At 64.6% G+C, this 16,819-nt stretch carries 30 protein-coding genes and 1 tRNA gene; all 31 read right to left on the bottom strand.

Annotated features, from left to right (window positions below):
• Positions 1 to 31 precede the first annotated feature (31 nt).
• Positions 32 to 580 (bottom strand): hypothetical protein, encoded by a 549-nt coding sequence (locus OG716_RS10940; protein ID WP_405137521.1) that lies wholly within the window; start codon positions 578 to 580, stop codon positions 32 to 34.
• On the bottom strand, positions 577 to 885 hold the full coding sequence (locus tag OG716_RS10945) for a hypothetical protein (protein ID WP_327139328.1): 309 nt from the start codon (positions 883 to 885) through the stop codon (positions 577 to 579). The genes OG716_RS10940 and OG716_RS10945 overlap by 4 nt, the downstream gene beginning before the upstream one ends.
• On the bottom strand, positions 885 to 1,232 hold the full coding sequence (locus tag OG716_RS10950; RefSeq protein WP_405137522.1) for a hypothetical protein: 348 nt from the start codon (positions 1,230 to 1,232) through the stop codon (positions 885 to 887). The genes OG716_RS10945 and OG716_RS10950 overlap by 1 nt, the downstream gene beginning before the upstream one ends.
• A gap of 79 nt (positions 1,233 to 1,311) precedes the next feature.
• The gene (locus OG716_RS10955) at positions 1,312 to 1,491 is read right to left on the bottom strand and encodes a hypothetical protein (RefSeq protein ID WP_405137523.1); all 180 of its coding nucleotides are present in this window, start codon (positions 1,489 to 1,491) and stop codon (positions 1,312 to 1,314) included.
• 44 nt (positions 1,492 to 1,535) lie between these two features.
• A complete protein-coding gene (locus tag OG716_RS10960) occupies positions 1,536 to 2,057 on the bottom strand; it encodes a hypothetical protein (RefSeq protein WP_405137524.1) in 522 nt (173 codons plus the stop codon).
• A 12-nt stretch (positions 2,058 to 2,069) separates the two neighbouring features.
• The gene (locus tag OG716_RS10965; RefSeq protein ID WP_405137525.1) at positions 2,070 to 2,348 is read right to left on the bottom strand and encodes a hypothetical protein; all 279 of its coding nucleotides are present in this window, start codon (positions 2,346 to 2,348) and stop codon (positions 2,070 to 2,072) included.
• 12 nt (positions 2,349 to 2,360) lie between these two features.
• Positions 2,361 to 3,281 carry a P22 phage major capsid protein family protein gene (locus OG716_RS10970; protein WP_327139323.1) on the bottom strand — a complete coding sequence of 307 codons (921 nt, stop codon included), beginning with the start codon at positions 3,279 to 3,281 and terminating at the stop codon, positions 2,361 to 2,363.
• A 63-nt stretch (positions 3,282 to 3,344) separates the two neighbouring features.
• Positions 3,345 to 4,142 (bottom strand): hypothetical protein, encoded by a 798-nt coding sequence (locus tag OG716_RS10975; RefSeq protein ID WP_405137526.1) that lies wholly within the window; start codon positions 4,140 to 4,142, stop codon positions 3,345 to 3,347.
• Between the two features lie 120 nt (positions 4,143 to 4,262).
• Positions 4,263 to 5,294 (bottom strand): phage minor capsid protein, encoded by a 1,032-nt coding sequence (locus OG716_RS10980; protein WP_405137527.1) that lies wholly within the window; start codon positions 5,292 to 5,294, stop codon positions 4,263 to 4,265.
• Positions 5,294 to 7,006 (bottom strand): phage portal protein, encoded by a 1,713-nt coding sequence (locus tag OG716_RS10985; protein WP_405137528.1) that lies wholly within the window; start codon positions 7,004 to 7,006, stop codon positions 5,294 to 5,296. Before OG716_RS10985 ends, OG716_RS10980 begins: the two co-directional genes overlap by 1 nt.
• A gap of 176 nt (positions 7,007 to 7,182) precedes the next feature.
• Positions 7,183 to 7,719 (bottom strand): P22 phage major capsid protein family protein, encoded by a 537-nt coding sequence (locus tag OG716_RS10990; RefSeq protein WP_405137529.1) that lies wholly within the window; start codon positions 7,717 to 7,719, stop codon positions 7,183 to 7,185.
• Complete coding sequence (locus OG716_RS10995) at positions 7,712 to 8,155, bottom strand: hypothetical protein (protein WP_405137530.1); 444 nt, start codon at positions 8,153 to 8,155, stop codon at positions 7,712 to 7,714. Before OG716_RS10995 ends, OG716_RS10990 begins: the two co-directional genes overlap by 8 nt.
• Before the next feature lie 106 nt (positions 8,156 to 8,261).
• A complete protein-coding gene (locus OG716_RS11000) occupies positions 8,262 to 8,786 on the bottom strand; it encodes a VIT1/CCC1 transporter family protein (protein WP_405137531.1) in 525 nt (174 codons plus the stop codon).
• The gene (locus OG716_RS11005; protein WP_405137532.1) at positions 8,783 to 9,187 is read right to left on the bottom strand and encodes a DUF1003 domain-containing protein; all 405 of its coding nucleotides are present in this window, start codon (positions 9,185 to 9,187) and stop codon (positions 8,783 to 8,785) included. Before OG716_RS11005 ends, OG716_RS11000 begins: the two co-directional genes overlap by 4 nt.
• On the bottom strand, positions 9,184 to 9,441 hold the full coding sequence (locus OG716_RS11010; RefSeq protein ID WP_327139316.1) for a hypothetical protein: 258 nt from the start codon (positions 9,439 to 9,441) through the stop codon (positions 9,184 to 9,186). The genes OG716_RS11005 and OG716_RS11010 overlap by 4 nt, the downstream gene beginning before the upstream one ends.
• Before the next feature lie 48 nt (positions 9,442 to 9,489).
• A complete protein-coding gene (locus tag OG716_RS11015) occupies positions 9,490 to 9,855 on the bottom strand; it encodes a hypothetical protein (protein WP_405137533.1) in 366 nt (121 codons plus the stop codon).
• A 40-nt stretch (positions 9,856 to 9,895) separates the two neighbouring features.
• Positions 9,896 to 9,970 (bottom strand) — tRNA-Met (locus OG716_RS11020).
• A gap of 151 nt (positions 9,971 to 10,121) precedes the next feature.
• The gene (locus OG716_RS11025; RefSeq protein WP_405137534.1) at positions 10,122 to 10,391 is read right to left on the bottom strand and encodes a hypothetical protein; all 270 of its coding nucleotides are present in this window, start codon (positions 10,389 to 10,391) and stop codon (positions 10,122 to 10,124) included.
• 116 nt (positions 10,392 to 10,507) lie between these two features.
• On the bottom strand, positions 10,508 to 11,842 hold the full coding sequence (locus OG716_RS11030; protein WP_405137535.1) for a PBSX family phage terminase large subunit: 1,335 nt from the start codon (positions 11,840 to 11,842) through the stop codon (positions 10,508 to 10,510).
• Complete coding sequence (locus tag OG716_RS11035; protein ID WP_327139313.1) at positions 11,839 to 12,291, bottom strand: helix-turn-helix domain-containing protein; 453 nt, start codon at positions 12,289 to 12,291, stop codon at positions 11,839 to 11,841. Before OG716_RS11035 ends, OG716_RS11030 begins: the two co-directional genes overlap by 4 nt.
• A gap of 175 nt (positions 12,292 to 12,466) precedes the next feature.
• Complete coding sequence (locus OG716_RS11040) at positions 12,467 to 12,658, bottom strand: hypothetical protein (RefSeq protein ID WP_405137536.1); 192 nt, start codon at positions 12,656 to 12,658, stop codon at positions 12,467 to 12,469.
• A gap of 121 nt (positions 12,659 to 12,779) precedes the next feature.
• The gene (locus tag OG716_RS11045; protein ID WP_405137537.1) at positions 12,780 to 13,088 is read right to left on the bottom strand and encodes a hypothetical protein; all 309 of its coding nucleotides are present in this window, start codon (positions 13,086 to 13,088) and stop codon (positions 12,780 to 12,782) included.
• Entirely contained in the window at positions 13,085 to 13,321 is a 237-nt protein-coding gene (locus OG716_RS11050; protein WP_405137538.1) for a hypothetical protein, read from the bottom strand. Before OG716_RS11050 ends, OG716_RS11045 begins: the two co-directional genes overlap by 4 nt.
• Positions 13,322 to 13,468: 147 nt before the next feature.
• Positions 13,469 to 13,825: a hypothetical protein gene (locus OG716_RS11055; protein WP_405137539.1), complete on the bottom strand. Its 357-nt coding sequence runs from the start codon at positions 13,823 to 13,825 to the stop codon at positions 13,469 to 13,471.
• Complete coding sequence (locus tag OG716_RS11060; RefSeq protein ID WP_405137540.1) at positions 13,822 to 14,037, bottom strand: hypothetical protein; 216 nt, start codon at positions 14,035 to 14,037, stop codon at positions 13,822 to 13,824. Before OG716_RS11060 ends, OG716_RS11055 begins: the two co-directional genes overlap by 4 nt.
• 142 nt (positions 14,038 to 14,179) lie before the next feature.
• Complete coding sequence (locus OG716_RS11065; RefSeq protein WP_405137541.1) at positions 14,180 to 14,473, bottom strand: hypothetical protein; 294 nt, start codon at positions 14,471 to 14,473, stop codon at positions 14,180 to 14,182.
• Positions 14,473 to 14,862, bottom strand: a complete 390-nt coding sequence (locus OG716_RS11070; protein ID WP_405137542.1) for a hypothetical protein — start codon at positions 14,860 to 14,862, stop codon at positions 14,473 to 14,475. Before OG716_RS11070 ends, OG716_RS11065 begins: the two co-directional genes overlap by 1 nt.
• Positions 14,863 to 14,879: 17 nt before the next feature.
• Entirely contained in the window at positions 14,880 to 15,242 is a 363-nt protein-coding gene (locus OG716_RS11075; protein WP_405137543.1) for a hypothetical protein, read from the bottom strand.
• A 369-nt stretch (positions 15,243 to 15,611) separates the two neighbouring features.
• Complete coding sequence (locus OG716_RS11080) at positions 15,612 to 15,848, bottom strand: hypothetical protein (RefSeq protein ID WP_405137544.1); 237 nt, start codon at positions 15,846 to 15,848, stop codon at positions 15,612 to 15,614.
• Positions 15,849 to 16,186: 338 nt separating this feature from the next.
• A complete protein-coding gene (locus OG716_RS11085) occupies positions 16,187 to 16,492 on the bottom strand; it encodes a hypothetical protein (RefSeq protein WP_405137545.1) in 306 nt (101 codons plus the stop codon).
• A gap of 78 nt (positions 16,493 to 16,570) precedes the next feature.
• Entirely contained in the window at positions 16,571 to 16,819 is a 249-nt protein-coding gene (locus tag OG716_RS11090) for a hypothetical protein (protein WP_405137546.1), read from the bottom strand.

The following is a 16,819-nucleotide window of genomic DNA, read 5'->3' on the forward strand; positions in this document are numbered from 1 at the left end:
ATTCGATTGTGGGATTCAGTTGTGCTGTGCTCTAAGGGAATTGGCGGCGTGCCATCATCCGGAATGCCACCTCGACGGACCGGTTCAAAGGATCGAGGTCACCGATCTCGAGTTGCCCGGTGATCTCCTCACACCAATCCACCAGCACACCGGCATTGCCGGTGCCGGGGCAGGCCAGGACCGCCTCACGCACTTGCCGCGCCAAACGCCACGAATCGGAACGCTTGTGCGACAACGCGACCACCCGCATGTTCGCGGTGTCGGTGACAGCGTTGAAGTCCAGGCCGCCACCGTCGCGGCGCACCAACAGCAGCGGCAGCGCCGCCTGCAGCAGATCGTCGGAGGGCGGCAGGACCTGGCAGGTGTAGGTGATCGGGGTGAGCAGGTCGACCAGGACCCGTTCGAAGTCGGGGAACTCCCCCGGCTCCGGATACGGCTCCCCCGTCACCACCGTCAGCGCGCCGGCCCCGGCGGCGGGAGCACTCAGATACACGGTGTCGTCAGCGAGGGAACCTTCACCGGAGAACCAAGCCGGGGTGCCGTTGGTGAGTGTCCCGGTCCCGGAGAACGCGGCGTTCACGACTTCTCGATCGTGGGAATCGACCGGCGCAGAACCCATTCCGGTGCGCGCGGCCCGGCTCTGCTGCTGCCGATTTCACGCCATTTCGCGTAATAGCCGGAGCAGTAGATGATCGCCTGCAACTCCCCGGAGCCGCTGGACCCGTCCAGCACCTCCACATGGGCGGCGTTGTACCCGGTGTCGACCACCGAATGTGACCGCCAGTAGTCCGCTCCCGCACGGGCTTTGCGACGCAGGATGGTGCGCACATGCTCGGAAGTGCGCGGTACTTCCCTGAAATCGTTTCCAGCGGGGTCGTAACGCATCAGCTCACCCTCTCGACCTGGAAATGCGTGAAAGGGCTCCACCCGGTGAAGGGATTGCGCGGGGTGTTGGGGATCGAGGTCACCTTGACCCACAGCCCGTTGGGCAACTGCAGCCAATCGGATTTGAGGACATCGGAGGTGGCGGGGGCGCGAATGTCGACGTAGGTGTGTGCCCGGCTGTCGGCGGCGCCGCGCATCGGCCGAATCGCCAGATACGGGATGTCACACGGGCCGATCTCATGGTCGAGGACCCGCTCACCATCACCGAAAGGGTCGTAGGTCGGGGCGCGCACCACCCCGAGCATGGAACCGGCCGGGAACTCCAGCGCCAGTGAGGTTGTCGTCATGGCCGCCTCACATCGAAGGTCGGGGCCTGTGCCCTGCTAGGAGCGAGAACGAGACACCCCTAGCAGGCGTGCACAGCGCTCACATGGAGCCGTCGGTGCCGACGATCGACACTGCCGGCGCCGACGGGGACGGCACCGCGTCGGAGTCGTGGGACTTCGACAGGGTGTCGTCGGCGGGCCGGGTGTTGACGGTCGCCGCAGCCACCGACGTGATCGGGCTCGCGGTGACGTTCGGGGCCGGGATAGCGGTCATGCCCATGGCGGATCTTCTTTCTGGAGAGGGATACTGCAGGGAATGCGATGTCACAGGGTGTAGGGGCGGTTGAGCGCGAGACCCGCCATCCGCAGAATCCGCAGCGACGCCCTACACAGGCATTCGACGGAATCTCGCTGCCACTGCTGCGTTTGATCAGCGATGTAGGTGACCGCCCCACCGGGGACGGACTGTTGGCCGATCACTTGCGGCTGCCCCACCAAACCCGCGTCGGGGTCGACACCGCCGGTGGACCACTCCACTACCTGCTGACACACCGCGTCATTGAAGGCCTGCGCTTGATACGGCAACACCGGCATCCCGGCTGCTCTCCCGCACGGCGCGGACGACGGCTCGGCCTGCCCGGTGGGCAACGGGTACGTGTAATACGTGTCCTGTTCGGTGGCTTCGTCGACCAGGTCGCTGGCCCGCCGGATCAGCGCGGCCGCATTCGCCGGTGCCGTACTCATCCACTGGATGCCGGTGGTCGCCGACACTGTGGTGAGGTCGGAGACTTGCGCGTAGACGAGCATCCCCACCGGGTAGGGCGACGGGTTGTAGGGGTTGGACACGAAGCCACCGCCCTACTTGGTTGTCTTCGCCTTCGCGTCCGGCTCGGCCGGCACATCCGGCTCCGCAGGCACGACCGGCGCCGGTACCTGCACGGGCGGGGTGAGGGGGGTGTTGTCGTGGACGGGGGTCCACTGATCCCAGGCCCACCACGGCTTCGGCTGCCACATTTTCGGGTGATCGCGGGCGAACTGCGGGTCGTGCCCCTGATGGTCAGGGGTCCAATGCTCGTGCTCGGCCCCGGGAAGGACTTCCACGACCTGACCGCTGTTGACGTTCTGATATTTCGCCATTCGGCTGACTCCTTACGAAGAGGTGAGCGCGCCCTGGATCAGGCAGGCACGCGACGCGTCGAGGGTGGTGACGCCATACAGGGTGTCGACGGAGCACACCATCGTCTTCTCGTCCTGGTCGTAGGCGAACACCACACGCATCGAGATGCCGTCGTAGGACTCGACACTCGCCGCGATAGCACCGGCCGGAAGTTCCAGGGGCGCACTGGCAAAGGCGAACGCCGTCTCATGGAAGGCGACGCTGATTTCGGTGCTGGGCAGACCGGCCTGGGTGTCGGAAGGTGCCTGGCCCACGTTCTGGGTCTGGTACGGGGCGAACCCGTATAGACGGTTGCCCAGCGACGCTTCACGCAGCGCGTCAGTGTTACCGCTGTTCAGGACGGTGGTCAGGAGGTTGGAGTTCAACCAGTTGGCCTCGGTCGTCGGGCCGACCACGACCGAACGGCCGGCCGCGGGGACCTTCGCCAACTTCAGGACGCGACCGGCGTCGATCAGAGCACCAGGAGCGCTCCACAGGTAGCCGGAGTTGGTACCGACGGTCTGGGTGATGTTCGACCGCAGCGACAGAATGGACTGGTCGATCTGCTCGGCCAACCCCATCATCGCCGGAGCCAGGAACTGGTTGTTGAAGTCGACGACCGTGGTGGTCAACTCCTGCGACGTGATCCCGAACGAAATATCCCAATGGTTGTCCAGGGTGACCGCGACCGAACCTTCCACCGCGGACTGGACGACGATGCCGTTCGTATTCGGAATGAACCGCTGCGGGGTGAAAACCGCCGGCTTGCGGATCATGATCGTGTTGCCCGGCTTCTGCGCCGTCCACTCCGAGCTGATGTCGGTGTACACGAGCTGCCGCATGATCAGGTTGTTGTACAGCGTCGCCAACGCCTGCTTCGCGATCAGCGACGGAGTCAGAAGGGTATTGCTCACCCTGGGCCTCTATTCAATTGTCTGTGGGTCGCCGCACCCGTATGAAGTGCGGCCGATTACCGGTTATGCGGAGCCGCCATTGCGGAATCCGCGTGACGCTCGACCGGGACCGCGACCGTCCTGTACCTGCTTGAGCAGGGACTCCACGGTCGGCTCGCCTGCCGGCTGCTGGGCGTTGCCCGCCTCGAAACTGCCGCCCGAGCGTGGGACCGTGTTCACCAAACCGGTCGCTTTGCGGTACCTGCCGGGATTGGCGTCGAGAAACGACGCGATTTCGGTGTCCACCTGGGACGTGAAATCGGGGGCCGTCGGATCGAGCGCACCCATGCGGGTAGCGAAGCTGCTGGAGTCCAGCAGTGCGTCGCTGTCCACCCCGTCACCGGCACGGCGATGCACGGCCAAAGCCACATCGGTGGCGCGGGCCTTCGCTTCGTGGGCGGTGGCGCGTGCTTCGGCCGCAGCGATCTTCGCTTCGGCGTCGGCTTCGGCCTGCGCGGTCTTGGCTTGGGCCTGTTCGACGAGCTGCTCGGGCGTGAGGTTCGCGACGTCGGAGTCCGGGTCGATCGCCTTCTTGAAAATGCCGAGGATCTCGGCCTTCGCCTTGTCGGCTGCCACCTGGGCGGCCTGCTCGGCTTTGGCGTCGGAGCTGACGCGAGCAGCGGCGTTCTCCTTGCGGAGCTCTTCGATGTGCTTGCGCCATGCCGGGGGTGCCTCATCTGCCACGTCAGCGACAGGTGCGGCGGGCGCGACAACCGGTTCCGGTGGGAACAGGGGCGGTGCCGCAATGCTGGACAATTCCGGTGTCGGGGCCGCCGGGGCGGGATCGGCTGCGACAGGGGGCGGTTCGACGGGGTTGGTCATTGGATTTCTCCTCGCGGCACCTGGCCGCCTCGGATGTGCTGACCGGAGACACCAGGTCTCGGGCTTCTGGCAACCCGCCCCGTCGGCACCAGGCCGGCGGGCACGGAAAACTGGGAGGCGTTAGAGCGCGCGCCCGATCTGTTCGCGGTGGCGCTGGCGGCGAACGTCGGTCGCGCCGATGTGCTCGCGGATTCGTTTCTGCAACACCCTGATTCGGGTGTTCGCGGCGTGGGTGGCGAGATCATCGAGTGCGGCGGCACGAACCCGTTTGCTCGCACGCACCTGACGTTCGAGGCTGCGCAGGCGCTGGGTGGCCGCATACGCTTCCGGGTCGGGCGCAATCACCTCGGGAATGGGATCGCCTTCTGACCAGCGGTCGATGACGCACCGGCAGTTCGGGTGAAAAAGCCCTGCGTCTCTCGCCTCGGCGAGGGTGCCGGCCACTTCCCCACCGCTGGAGCCGCTGTCATCGATGGCCAGGACGGACCCGTCCCATGGCGCGCAGAGGTCACAGCAGGCGGTGGCGGCCGACACGACCACCAGATGCTGATCGTTGGCAGCGAGGGTGCCGACGTGCGCATCGATGGCGGCGTTCAACGCCACAGCGCGAGTTGCCATCTCCACATAGCTGACCAGGTTCCAATTGCGGCCGGCCTTGTCGACGAACCCGGTGATCCCGGCCGCGCTCAGGTCGTCGAGAACCCCTTGCGCCACACGTAGACGGTGTGCGCGTGACGCGGCCGGTTGCGCGATGATCGCCGCCAGCGCTTGGGAATAGAGCCGGTCGCCCGAACGGATCGCGGTCGGGGCGGTCGCGGCGATACGGTCGGTCACTTCCCGGCGTGCGTTCGCGGCGACCTCGATATCGGCGTCCGCGGCCACCACCGGCAGCAGCGCTGCGTGTAGATCCTGTTCGGCGGCCAACCTGCCTGCTTGTGCCGCACCGGTCACCACCGCGCGGGCGTTCTGCGCGGTGCGTGTGAGGAACGTGGAGATCAGTTCCCTGGAACGGTTGCGGAGCTGATTGAGCCGCCACCAGCCACCGGAGTCCTGTGCCGCCTTCTGCACCGCGTCCGCGGCGGTCGCGATCAGCTGCTGCTCGAGCTCGGCCGGGGGTGTGGTGGTTTTGAGGTTCCGCCACGAGATCCCCATCAGGCCGCGGCGGCTTTGTCGCCGGCATCCATTTTCAGGGTGGGCAGTTCGTCATCTTCCGGACCCGGTGCACCCTGGTTGGCGTCCGGGTCGTCGGGGTTTTCGTCGGGGTTGTCGATGCTCACCTGGCCGGCCGCGCCGATCTCCTTCTCGATGGCGGCGACTTCCGCGTCGATTTCGGCTTCCGACCAGTTCGGCTTCCGTTCGATGATCGACTGTTTGAGGCTGATCACCCGTGCCGCACGCAACGCGGCCAGTGTTTGAGCCATCTCGACAGGGTTTTGCATTGTGCGCGTGGGGAATTGGATGTGCGGGGCCTCGGTGAGGGTCACGCCGGTTTGGAAGACCTTGGCATCCAATTCCATTGCTGTCTGGATCAGCGGCCCCAGAGCGGCTTTCCAGTAGTTGATCTTCTTGGTTCTGGTGCGCTCGGAAAGGTTGTCGCGAGAATTGATCTCGGTGGCGGTCGGTACTCCGACGGTCAGGGACGAGTCAGCGAACGACCCGGTCGACAGCCCGGCCGCGCGCAGGATGGTGTTCAGCAATTCCGCGCACGTCTGTGAATGCTCCAACCAGCGAATGTTGAACTGGTTGGCCTGGATCGGCATACCCGAGTCGTTGGCCGAGGATTTCAGGCCACCGTTGACGGCCACGAACACCGACTGCTCGGAGTCGAACGAGGCGCCCTTACCGGGGCCGTTGTTCGTCAGCAGGGACCGGTCGATGAAGATGCGAGCTTTGCCCTGTTCCACGTCCTGCATCCACGACGAATATGCGAGATCGAGCTGGTCGAACAACGGCTCCAAACCGTCATAATCGGAGCGACCCAACGGGGCCAACCCGACCATGCGCCGCCACAACCGGTTCGGCCGCACATTCGGAACGTAGGCAGCGGTGAGGGTGTTGACGCCGGTGGGGATGGCACCGTTGGCATCCACCAGGTCAGCGGCCCACGCGGTTTCGGGGGAATCGGCCAGCGAGATCGGTTCGCCGAGTTCTTGTTCGTCACCGGCGTACAGGGCGTGGATGATCATGCCCGGTTCGTGCCGTTCGAGATGGCGGACGTAGCGGTCCTTGTTGACCGACACCACCGTCCAGAAGGTGACCGCATAGAGCTTGCCGTACTTCCACTGAGGCACAGCGGCGTCGGCGGACACCTTGTCGATCATGACGTGGTCGGAGATCGCCGAGTCCCACCACAACCGCAGATACACGCCACCGAAAGCGCTACACAGCTCGGCCGCTTCCAGCAGCAGAGCAACAGTGTCGTCGCCACCGCACACCATTTGCAGGCGCTCGTCAGCCAGCTCGGGGTTGTTCGCGCCACCATCAGGGACAGCGACGGTCATCGGCTCAGCGAACAGCAGATCCGCGCTGGTACGGGCAACATCCGCGGCGACAGGCACATGCAGGCGCGGGTTGTCTTGCAGGTTCGGCCGGCCCCAGAAAAAACGCTGAATTCTCCCGATCAGCCCACCGGTGAACGCGCCCTGGCGAACCCGGTTCTGCTGGACGTAAATCATCTCCAGCGCAGGAACATTCGAGCTGTACCAGGCATCGAAAACGCTCATTTGGCGCTGCGCGATGTCGAACGGATGCGGCGGCCACAGCTGCCCGTAATCGGGCATGCCCTTCGTGGACGGGCCGTCAGGCACTGCCGGAGGTGGGGAGGAATACATGGCGATCGGCGTCGGATCGAACGGATTCGTCACGTATTCCCGCCCTCCTCTATTTAGTTGTCGAAAATCGAGCTATTTCGATCCGCGTTGACCGCCACCGACATTCGGGCCGAGGGCGCCGGGCTTGGGCCCGGTCGCCGGCGTGCCACTCGCGGCGGTGGACGGGTCGGGCGGTCGGGGCTTGGACAGCTTCTTGAGGCTCGCCACGGTCAGGCCCCCGTTTCCGCGGTCGGTTCCGGCGCGACGTCCGGGGCCACCCCGTACAAGACGTCCATGGACAGGATCATCAGGCGCGCACTGAGGTCGTAGGCGTACCGTGCACACAGCGAAATACCGTCCAATGTTTCGGCGGCCTCGAGTGCGCCCTCGTGGAGCTCGGTCGGTGCGGACGCGAAGTGTGCGCCCGGCCCCGCATCCACGATCGACCGGTCGATCTTCCTTGCCAGGACCGTCATCGCGGGCACAAGGTGCTGGTCACTGAGCTCCTTGAGCGGGAGCTGCAGATCGTCGTTAGTGACCGCAAAGGCCACGTCCTCGTATTTGTCCAGCGTCACCGGCACCACCTGGTCGGTGGTGCCGGCCGCACCGATGAGGATTGTGTTGCCGGGCTTCTGCGGTGCGAACTGCGTGAACGGGTCACCGTTCAGCGGTTGTTTGATCGCCTCGCGCAGCAGGATCAGACACCGGCGGGCGACCGCGTCTGGAGCGACATGCTTGAACTCCAGACGCAGCGCCGAATCAGGCATTCGGGACGGAAGCCTCGGGTGCCGGGGCGACCTGCACATCGGCGGTCGCGGTACCGGTCGGTGCGGCAGTCGGATCCACAACCGGAGCGGCCGGGTCAGCCGGAGCGGGGGCCGGAGTCGCTGCGGCAGCGAAGGTCTGCGCGTCGGTGTGGACGGCGTCCACACTGGTCTGCAGCTGCGATACCGCAGCGGCGACGGCAGCCGGGTCGTTGTTGGCCAGCGCGGTCTGCAGGTCGGCGACCTGCTGCTTCAGACCGGCTACGCCATCGCTGATGGTCTTAGCGTCGGCAGCGAGAGTGTCACGCGCGGCATTGATGGTGTCGATGATGGTCACAATGTTCTCCATGAGGTTGAGAAGAAACTGGTGGGATGCGTTGTAACGGCGGACTTGTTCGTGTTCGGCGCGTAGCCACGCGAACACGTCGCTGTAGCTCATCTCACGCCGAAGCGGAAACGATGGCGGCGATGAGAGTGGTGAGCAGGGTCGACAGAACGGCGATCATTGTTTTCCTTTCTCCGGTTGTTGTGAAGGACAAGGCAATTCAGGCGGCGAGGTAGCCGACCAGGTAGGTGATGGCCATCGCCGCGGCGCCGCCGGACAGGATCCGGGCGGTCGGGCGTAACCATGGGGTGGCACCGAGGTGCGCACTTGCGATTCCGGTGATCGTGAGCGCCACCAGGACGGCCGCGACAGTGACCGGGATCCGTTGCGCTACCGGGACGGTGAGGATCGCGACCAGGGGCAGCAGGGCACCGGCGGTGAAGGCCACTGCGGAAGCGCTCGCTGCTGACCACGGGCGCACCAGCTGGTCGGCGCGCATCTCCCCCGTTTGGACGAGAGGGCGTTCGGCATCGCGTTGGGTCGCGACGGACACGTACTCACCGAGCCCCATCGACACAGCGCCGGCCAACAGTGCAGCGAGCCCGGTGGTCAGTAGCGCGGACCGGCTGGTGTCTGCAGCAGCGACACCGATGATCAGCGCGGCGACGGACACGATGCCGTCGTTGGCGCCGAGCACTGCGGCGCGTAGCCGGTTCATGCCGTCGAAGGAAAGTGTTCGGTTCATTTCGTTTCGCCCGGCCGTGACAAATTCGCGGCGGGCACCAGCCGCTTGTGCAGCTCTGCGGTCATCGTGTGGATGGCCTGCGTGAGTTCGGTGTTGCTGCGCAGCTCGAGGGTCTGCGCACCGAAGTCATGATCAGCTTTTTCACGCTGGAACTGGGCTTGCCGGTTCTGGCCGATCATGACGAACGTCGACAGGAAGATCGCCTCGAGCGACACGATCAGGGTGAGCGTCGGCCACGGTGAGCGCTCGAACCACACCATCCAGGCCGCGAAACCCGCGGCGTGGAGGTAGAGGAACGGCATCGAGCCCGCGAATCTGGTGATCCAATCCGCGACCCGCAGTTGCAGACTGGACGCGATGCGGGCGCGGTGCGCGACGTTTGCGGGGTGCCGGTACGTCACCGCTTGCGGTCCTCTTTCCGGGCTGCGGCTACCTTGTCCAGCACGTCCGGGCCGAGACCGTGCTTACGGGCCTGCTTGGCAACATGGTTGAGCACCTGCGCCGGGTTCTGGGCTTGGTTGTTGCCGCGCAACCGGATGGCGTCTTCGGCGGACTTCGGGTCGAACACCGGCGAGCTGCCGTCGTCCATCCCGTACATCTTCCGGGCCATCGCGGACGGTGCACCGGACTTGGTGCGCAACGGTGCATCAGCCATGATCGGCTCCTCTATTCAGTTGTGGCAGAACAGGGTTTAGGGTTTCCGCTATTCGGCGGCGGTCTGCGCTGACGGGGCGTCGCGCAAGTTCAAGCCGTCCCGACTGTTGATTTTCGTACCCACCTTCACCAATTCGGCGAGGCGTTCATCGTTGGTATGCAGCACATTCGGGTCAGCACTGTCCTCCAGACCAACACGCAGGCTCCGCACGAACATCGACAGCCGCACCACCGCGACCCCGTCTTCGCCGGTCTCGAAGTCGATGCTCGTGTTCTTCGGGACCAGCACGGCTTGCCCGTTGATGCGGATCTCATTGGGTTTGATGACCCCGAGCTCGGCCAGGGCGGCCAGATGCTCAGTGCTTTGACGTTCCACAACGTCCAGGTCCACTCCGCGGGCTTTGTCGTTGTTCAACTCTGGCACGTCCTTCTCGGGGCAATGGTGATCGAAGTTGTTGCGGCGGCCGGATTCGAACCGGCGACCTCCTGCTCTATGAGGCAGGCGAGCTACCGAGCTGCTCCACGCCGCTCAAATCCCCGGCACGCTCGGCACCGGCCGAACCCACCCAGAGTCGTGCCGACTCGAAGACGTCGCACGCGGCAGCACGGAAGGGGCAAGCCATATCGCGAACCGCAGCATCACCGGGGCCAGCCAGTGCCGGGCGCGAACAACGATGCGCATCAGTCGTCTTCGCTGATATCGCGGCGAATCCGGGTCGCAGCGAACTCGATCAGCCCGAGCACGTCCGACAACGGCAAACTTCCCTCACGGGGCGACATCAGATGCGCGGTGATCTGCTCACCGTCGTCGTCCCACCATTGCCTTTGCGCCACAACCACGTATTTGGTGAGCACGCCTTCTATGTCACCTGGGTAGCAGGCGCGGTGGTGTCGGTCGATCGCTTCGGTGAGCGCATCGTCGGCGGCGGTCTGTTCCGCGGTGCGGGGCATTGGGTTCCTTCGGTCCGCATGCGGATGGTGTTGTGCCCGGCCGAGGCGCGCGTCCTCGGCCGGCGCTATGTAGTTGTGGTGCGGCTATTGGTAGCCCAGCGCCGCTGCTGGGGGTTTCAGGCGGCTTTCATCGGGCTGGTCAGGGCCACGTATGGCCGCCAGAGCCGCTCGGTCGTCGCAATTACATATCGGGTCGCATCCGCGCTGTGATCATCGAGCTTGATCGGGGCGTCTTCGCCCTTCTCGGTGGCCTTCGGATCCCACCTGTATTCGGGCGCTTCGCCTATGAAGCCCCGGCAACGGTCCGATACGAGCAGGTTCCCGGTCGCCAGCAGGCTGTGGACGGTGCGGATGCCGTAGACGACTTCGTTTTCGGCGGGATCAGTGTGCAGGCCGTCGTCGCGCAGTTGCACTCGAAACGATGCCGCCGCCGGGTCCACCACCACATGGCCGTGTTCGCGGGCGTTGCGGTGTGGCAGGTGGTCTTGGGCCAGCCATTCACGGAACCCGGTCGACAGTTTCGGGTCGCTCCAGCGTTCGGCGTCGGTGCGTGGTGCGTACCGCCATTCATCGATCAGGTACAGGCGGTGATCGACACCGATGCCGAGCAAGATTCCCACGGTCGGGTTCGTGGTGCCGTAATCGACACCGACACCGAGGATCTCGAGCATCTTCGGCAGCGACGCCCATGGGATGACGTGCTTGTCGGGGTCCCAGCAGTCGTAGATCGCGCCTTCGGCTCCGACCCACATTCCGCGGATGAACCGCTGAAACCAGACACCGGTGTAGGAGCTTTTCAGGTCGGAGACGACCTGCGGATCCAGAGCGGGATTGTCGTCGAGGGTGAAGGAGAACCGGTGCAGGTTCAGCGGCCGGTCGGGGTCGCCTTCCTCGAGGAGCTCGAACTCTTCTGTGCGGTCATGGATTTCGCTGTCGTGGTCGATCCACAGCCGGGCTCGATCCAGCCAGTTCTTTTTGAACCAGTGCCGTGGGCCTTCGGGGTTGCCGGTGGCGAACATCTGCGCGCCCGGCACAGAATGCCTCGATACCAGCATGTTCCAGTACGACTCGGGCAGTGTGGGCGCTTCGTCGATGTAGGAGCCGGCCAGGGTCAGGCCTTGGATCTTGGTGCGGGCGGCTTCGTTGTTCGCGCCGACCACGAGGACGTTGCGGCCGCAGATGTTGACGGTGCCGTTGCCGCGGTTGATCGAGACACGGCCGGTGCCGAGCATCTCCATCAACAATTCGATCGTGTTGTTGAACACGGTGCGTTCGGTGCGGCCGGTCATCAGCAGCAGACCTGGGGGTGCGCGGCGGACGTAGCGGATCCAGTCGATCAGCGATGTGCCGGTCTTGGAGGACCGTACCGACCCGTCGTAGGCGTTGATGCGCGCCGTGGAGTACTGCACTGCCAGGGCTTGTTTGCCGACCAACGGCTGCCAGTCGGTCACATCGCGTCCGTGATGGCTTTGCCGACCATGTGCTCGAGCCATTTGTCGACTGCGGCGAGCTCGCGCCCTTCTTGGAGTGCTTTCTGTGCGGCGTGCAGGTCGAGGCCTTGGAGTTTGCCTTCGCGAGCGAGGATGGCGAGCGCGGCGTTGATGGCCTTCACGTCGCCGGCGCGGGCATCGGGCCATACTCCGGCCAGCATCGTCTCCAGGCGCAGCATGTGCAGGGCGACAAGTTCTTCGGCCGGCTCACGGATGGTGCGATCGATTCCGTCTTTGATCAGCCGGTACGCGGTGGACTTGTGTATCCCGAAGTGAGCTGCGACGTCATCCGGTGATTTGCCTGCCACGCGCATCCGCAGTGCGGTCGCGATCCGTTCGGCGCGTTCGATCTTCTCCGCGGAGTGCGTCTGCTGAATTGGGGGCGTCGAACTGCCTTGGACATTGCCCAACCGATGCGCCTCCCTTCGGATTCGGTGCCAGACACCGGAATCGGGGGCACTGGTGTTGTGGGGTGGCCCCACCCCGCCGGACCACCAGCGGGATGGGGCCGGACCTCACCCGTGTGGTCTGCAACCGGACGCCTCCGACCGGGAGACACACATGAGGGGTGAGGCCGTCTGGGGGTTAGGTGGTGCGTTTGGCTTTCTGCCAGTACCCGGGCGCGTACACCGCGACAGGAGCGTCACTGTCTTCGTTGGTGAATTTGAGGGCGCCGTCGCGGATGAGCATGGTGTCGGCTTCGAGGTTGTCGGTGCCTTCGGACCATGTTTCGGGGTTCTGGGATCGGTTGTCGTAGGTGACTTCCCAGGGCGTCATCGGCCACCGGTCGGCACGAGGTGCAGTAGCCGTTGAATGAGTAGGTAGATGAACCAGGCGTTCATGTCTGAAACCTCATCTGTCACAAAACATACCGGCGAATCCGTTGTGAACTGGGCGTCTACAGAGCACCTTTCGGCGTGTCGTCCGACACGCGCACCATGGATTTCAGCAACGCGAGCGGCACATACGCTCGAAGACCTCCCACTACCCCCGGCACCAGCCGAACTGCCGAGACCGTGGAAACGTCACAGCCCAGCAGACCATCGGCGTAGGCCTTGGACACCTCGAGACTGTCGGGCTCAAACCCCACCACCCCCGAATGGTTCACCACATCCAGGACTTCCTGGAATTGCAGAAGTTCCCGGACTATTGCGGCCCGGTCGTGGCCGGACGCGACCTCGACCCGGTTCGCGTTGTCGGCGGTCACGAGTCGGCCGCCGCATGACGCACAAGCACCACGCGATCCTGTAGCCGCGCACCCCACTCCGCCATGCACAGTTCGGCTTCGTGCGGGTCAGACAACGTCATCGCACTGCGGATGAGCTGCGTGTTCGTCCACCCGGTGAGATCGGCAGCGAACACCGTGTACTGGGCTTGCCGCGCCTCGTAGGCGCGATACTCCCGGCGCTGACGCCAGGCACGGAACGGGTTCGCGATCACGGCGCCCGCTGCTACCTGTTGATCCTGCGCGCTGCCCGAGCGCGGCGGTTCACGGCCCGCCGCTGGGCGACAACACCTTCGGGCACTGAACCCTGGTAGACCGCTTTGCCCTGGAGGCCGCTCAGGATGTGCTGGGCGTAGCGGGTCTCAAGCATGTTCATGGGAGGCACGTCCTTTTTCCTGTGTCGCGTCCTTGGCCTGCACGTAGGCGATGCCAGCGGCAGTGATCCGCACTCTCCGTACGCTGCCCGGACCTGCGGGTGTGGTGACCTCGGCGAGGCCACGGTTGACCAGGCCGTGTGATCCTGAAGAGGCGCGAGATGGGTGGATTTCGAGTGCCTTGGCCAGAGCGCCGAGTATGAAGTCCTGGTCGCTGTGGGCGGCGAGGTAGCCGAGTAGCCGGCGCTGTGTGGGGCCGATCGGCGCCTTGGGGTTGTTTCGATGCCAGGGCGTAGTCCACCAATCGGGTTCCGCCGCAATGCTGCCGGTCGCCGATCCGTTCAACGCGAAGCTTTCGCGACCAAAGCCACTGCGACGGTGAGGGTCAGCAGCAGTGCGACCAGAGCGGTGGATCCCCAGACGGGCGCGGTGATCCACCACCACGACCACGAGACGGTATGGGTCAGCTTCAGCACCAGCAATGCGATGAATAGCGCGCCGGTGAAGCCGATGCCGCCCGAGGAGGCGGTGTTGGACACTTCGGTTTTGGTCGGCATGGAAGATCTTTCTGGGAGGCGTTTTTGGAGGCGTAATGTTCGGTGCGGCGAGTCCCCTGGTGGGTGCGGTTCAAATCCGCGTGTGGCGTTTGGAGCCCGAGGTAGCTCCTCGATCCCCGTTCAATTCGGAGACGGCTCGCCCTTAATCGCAGGTGAGCGCATGATCGCAAGTAGCGACATGTTCGTTCGCCCAGTCCTCGACAGCCGATTCCGAACCGGTGGCGGACCTTCCGCAGACCCCGCAGCGCGCCTCGAACCAGTTCGGAGCACGAGCGCTGTCCACGAGCTGGGTGAAGTCGATATATGTCGCGACGGCGGCATTCTGGCGGGCTTGGATGCCCTCATCGCGTGGGTTGCATTCTGCGGAGGCGGTTTTCGTTCGCAATACGTTCAGAGCGTCGGCGTCGAGGCGGTCACCGATCGTGAAGCCATCCATCAGGTCATCCCCCACTCATGTGCGCAGGCCACACAGGTTCGAATCACTTCGAACGCGGCTTCCGGGTTGGGTTTCATCCGGGGCTCGGAAGGCTCCGGCAACGGAAGTAGCACCGTGTTGGAGTACAGCGACGACCACAGCGCCATGCCGCTGGGCGCTGGCGCGACTTCGGGTAGATCAGGGATCGGATCCGTGCGTGGCGCTCGCAGCCAGTGGCAGGCATGCCGTTCGCATTCAGGACATTCGCACCATGCTTCGAACCGCAGTGTCGTGTGGTGGAGCGGCGCCATTGTTGCGACGGCTTCGGCGAATTCGCGTATCGGCTCCTCGACTCCATCGAAGAGGAGGTTTTGGACCCGTGTAATGAGCCCACCGAACGACTCAGCCATGGGGTCTGCGTACTCCGCTACGGCCTTGTACCGATGATCATCGAGGTCATGTTGACCTGCACTCCGTTGAGATACGAATCGCCGCCCATGGCCATCTCACCGTGTGCGATCAGAACCCAGCAGCCACAGGTCGGCGCGTCACCCTCTGCGGCGCAGCGTTGCACGATAACTTCACCGACCAGACTGCAATGCATCCGGTAGCCGACATCGGGCTTGTAGATCATCGTGGGGATTGCGTGGGCGCACCGGATGTCGATGTCACGAAACCCCTTCGGCGCCTTCACCGGGAGATGGCGCAGATAGATGCCATCGGCGAATTCGACGAGTTCGATCGTGGAAGTGAACACACGACCTTTCTCAGTCGGTTCCGTCGTGGTCATGCGCCCGAACCGGTCGAGATCAGGTTGAAGGCGTCGCGGACGATCGCGAAGTTGTTCGCGGACACCACATCCCAGAGTGCGTTCGCGATGATGGGGAGCAGAGCGGCCATGACGGACCTCCAGAGCGGGATTAAACAAAACGGCCGAAACCTTTAATGGCGGCCGCCGGGATTAAACGTGGCTTGAGTCAGCGGCCGGTGATGCCGCAGCGGTGAACCAGGTAGGAGACGAGCCGGAGCCACACGGAGTCGAGACGGTCACGCATGTGTGCCACCTGCAGTTATCGAGTACTTTCCTGGGCTTTTGCGGCGTGGTCGCCCGCGCGTAGGACTTCCTCGCGAACAACCAACGCGTCCAGATGGTTTCCGGTCACCATTTGCCCTTGCTCCAGGTCTTGTAGCCCGGGGCGGTGGCATCAGGTGCGGCGCCGGCCTTCTCCTCGATCGCCAGCCGCACTGCCTCGTAGGCACTGTTGTAGGCGCGGATATCCTTTGCGGTCCAAAAGGATGTGTCGAGCAGGACTTCGCCGCGGCTGCGGTTGGCGAGGAGCTCGCCGATCGCCGCCCAGATCTCGGTTTCGAGTTCCTTGGTACGTGTTTGCGGCATCAGTTCCAGCCTCGGGATTCGCGGAGATCGCGGTTCAATTCAGTCAACTGCTCGTCGGCGTCGAAATATGCTGCACGCAAACCGCGTTGCGCATCGGCTGCCTCGATCTCGCACCGGAACTGAGACACCAGTAGTTCGGCATCCGGCTCTGGATGGATCACCGGGACCGGCTTCCGTATCCAAGATTGGTCGCCCGTATCGCGGTCTCATAGCTACTCAGATCGCCACCGAGCGACCCGATGTGGATGTCGAAGTCCTGCACGGGGTATTCGGTGGGCTTGGACGGGTTGATGCGTTGCGCGAGGCGGATCAGGCGGCCGGCTAACCACCTACGTGGTTCACGCATGCGGGCGGCTCCAGTCCGGCTCATCGCGGTTCGCACCGCCAGGCTTACGGCTGCCGATCTGCTCGCTGTACACGGTCACCAGGCGGTAGCAGTCCGGGCGGTCGTGGGCGTTGGGATGGCAGAAGCGGTACACCTCGCCCGCGCCCGTGCTCATCCCGGACGACCCGCCCTCGAAGTCGCCAGCGGTGCGCCCGCAGTGGTCGCACTCGAAACGCGCACGCTTGGCGTCTTCCGCGCGGATGACGAATTCACCGGCGCCCACCGTCGCCTCGATCACGACGACCATCCGCCTTCGCACAGCTGGACACCTTCAGCGTCGCTGCCCGTGATCACCCAGCGCGATCCATCGACACCGATCAGGACGACCTCGCTCACATCAGTCCTTGATGCCATAGTGACCTTCGCCCAAGTCTTTCCAGATGCCGACGGTCTCGTACAGCGGCGAGATGCCGCCACGCTCGCGGCCGTCGGACAGCGGGTCATCACCGAGCGCGTACACAGTGCCGTCATGGTGACCGAGCCACCCGATCTGACGTAGCACCATGTCCTTCGACCGGTCACGCGAGATGGTGTCGCTGCGCGGGCTGGAGATGGGGAGCTTCGCGGATTCGCTCACAGCGGCCAT

The organism is Nocardia sp. NBC_01388, assembly GCF_045040085.1.
In the GTDB taxonomy this organism is placed as follows: Bacteria; Actinomycetota; Actinomycetes; order Mycobacteriales; family Mycobacteriaceae; genus Nocardia.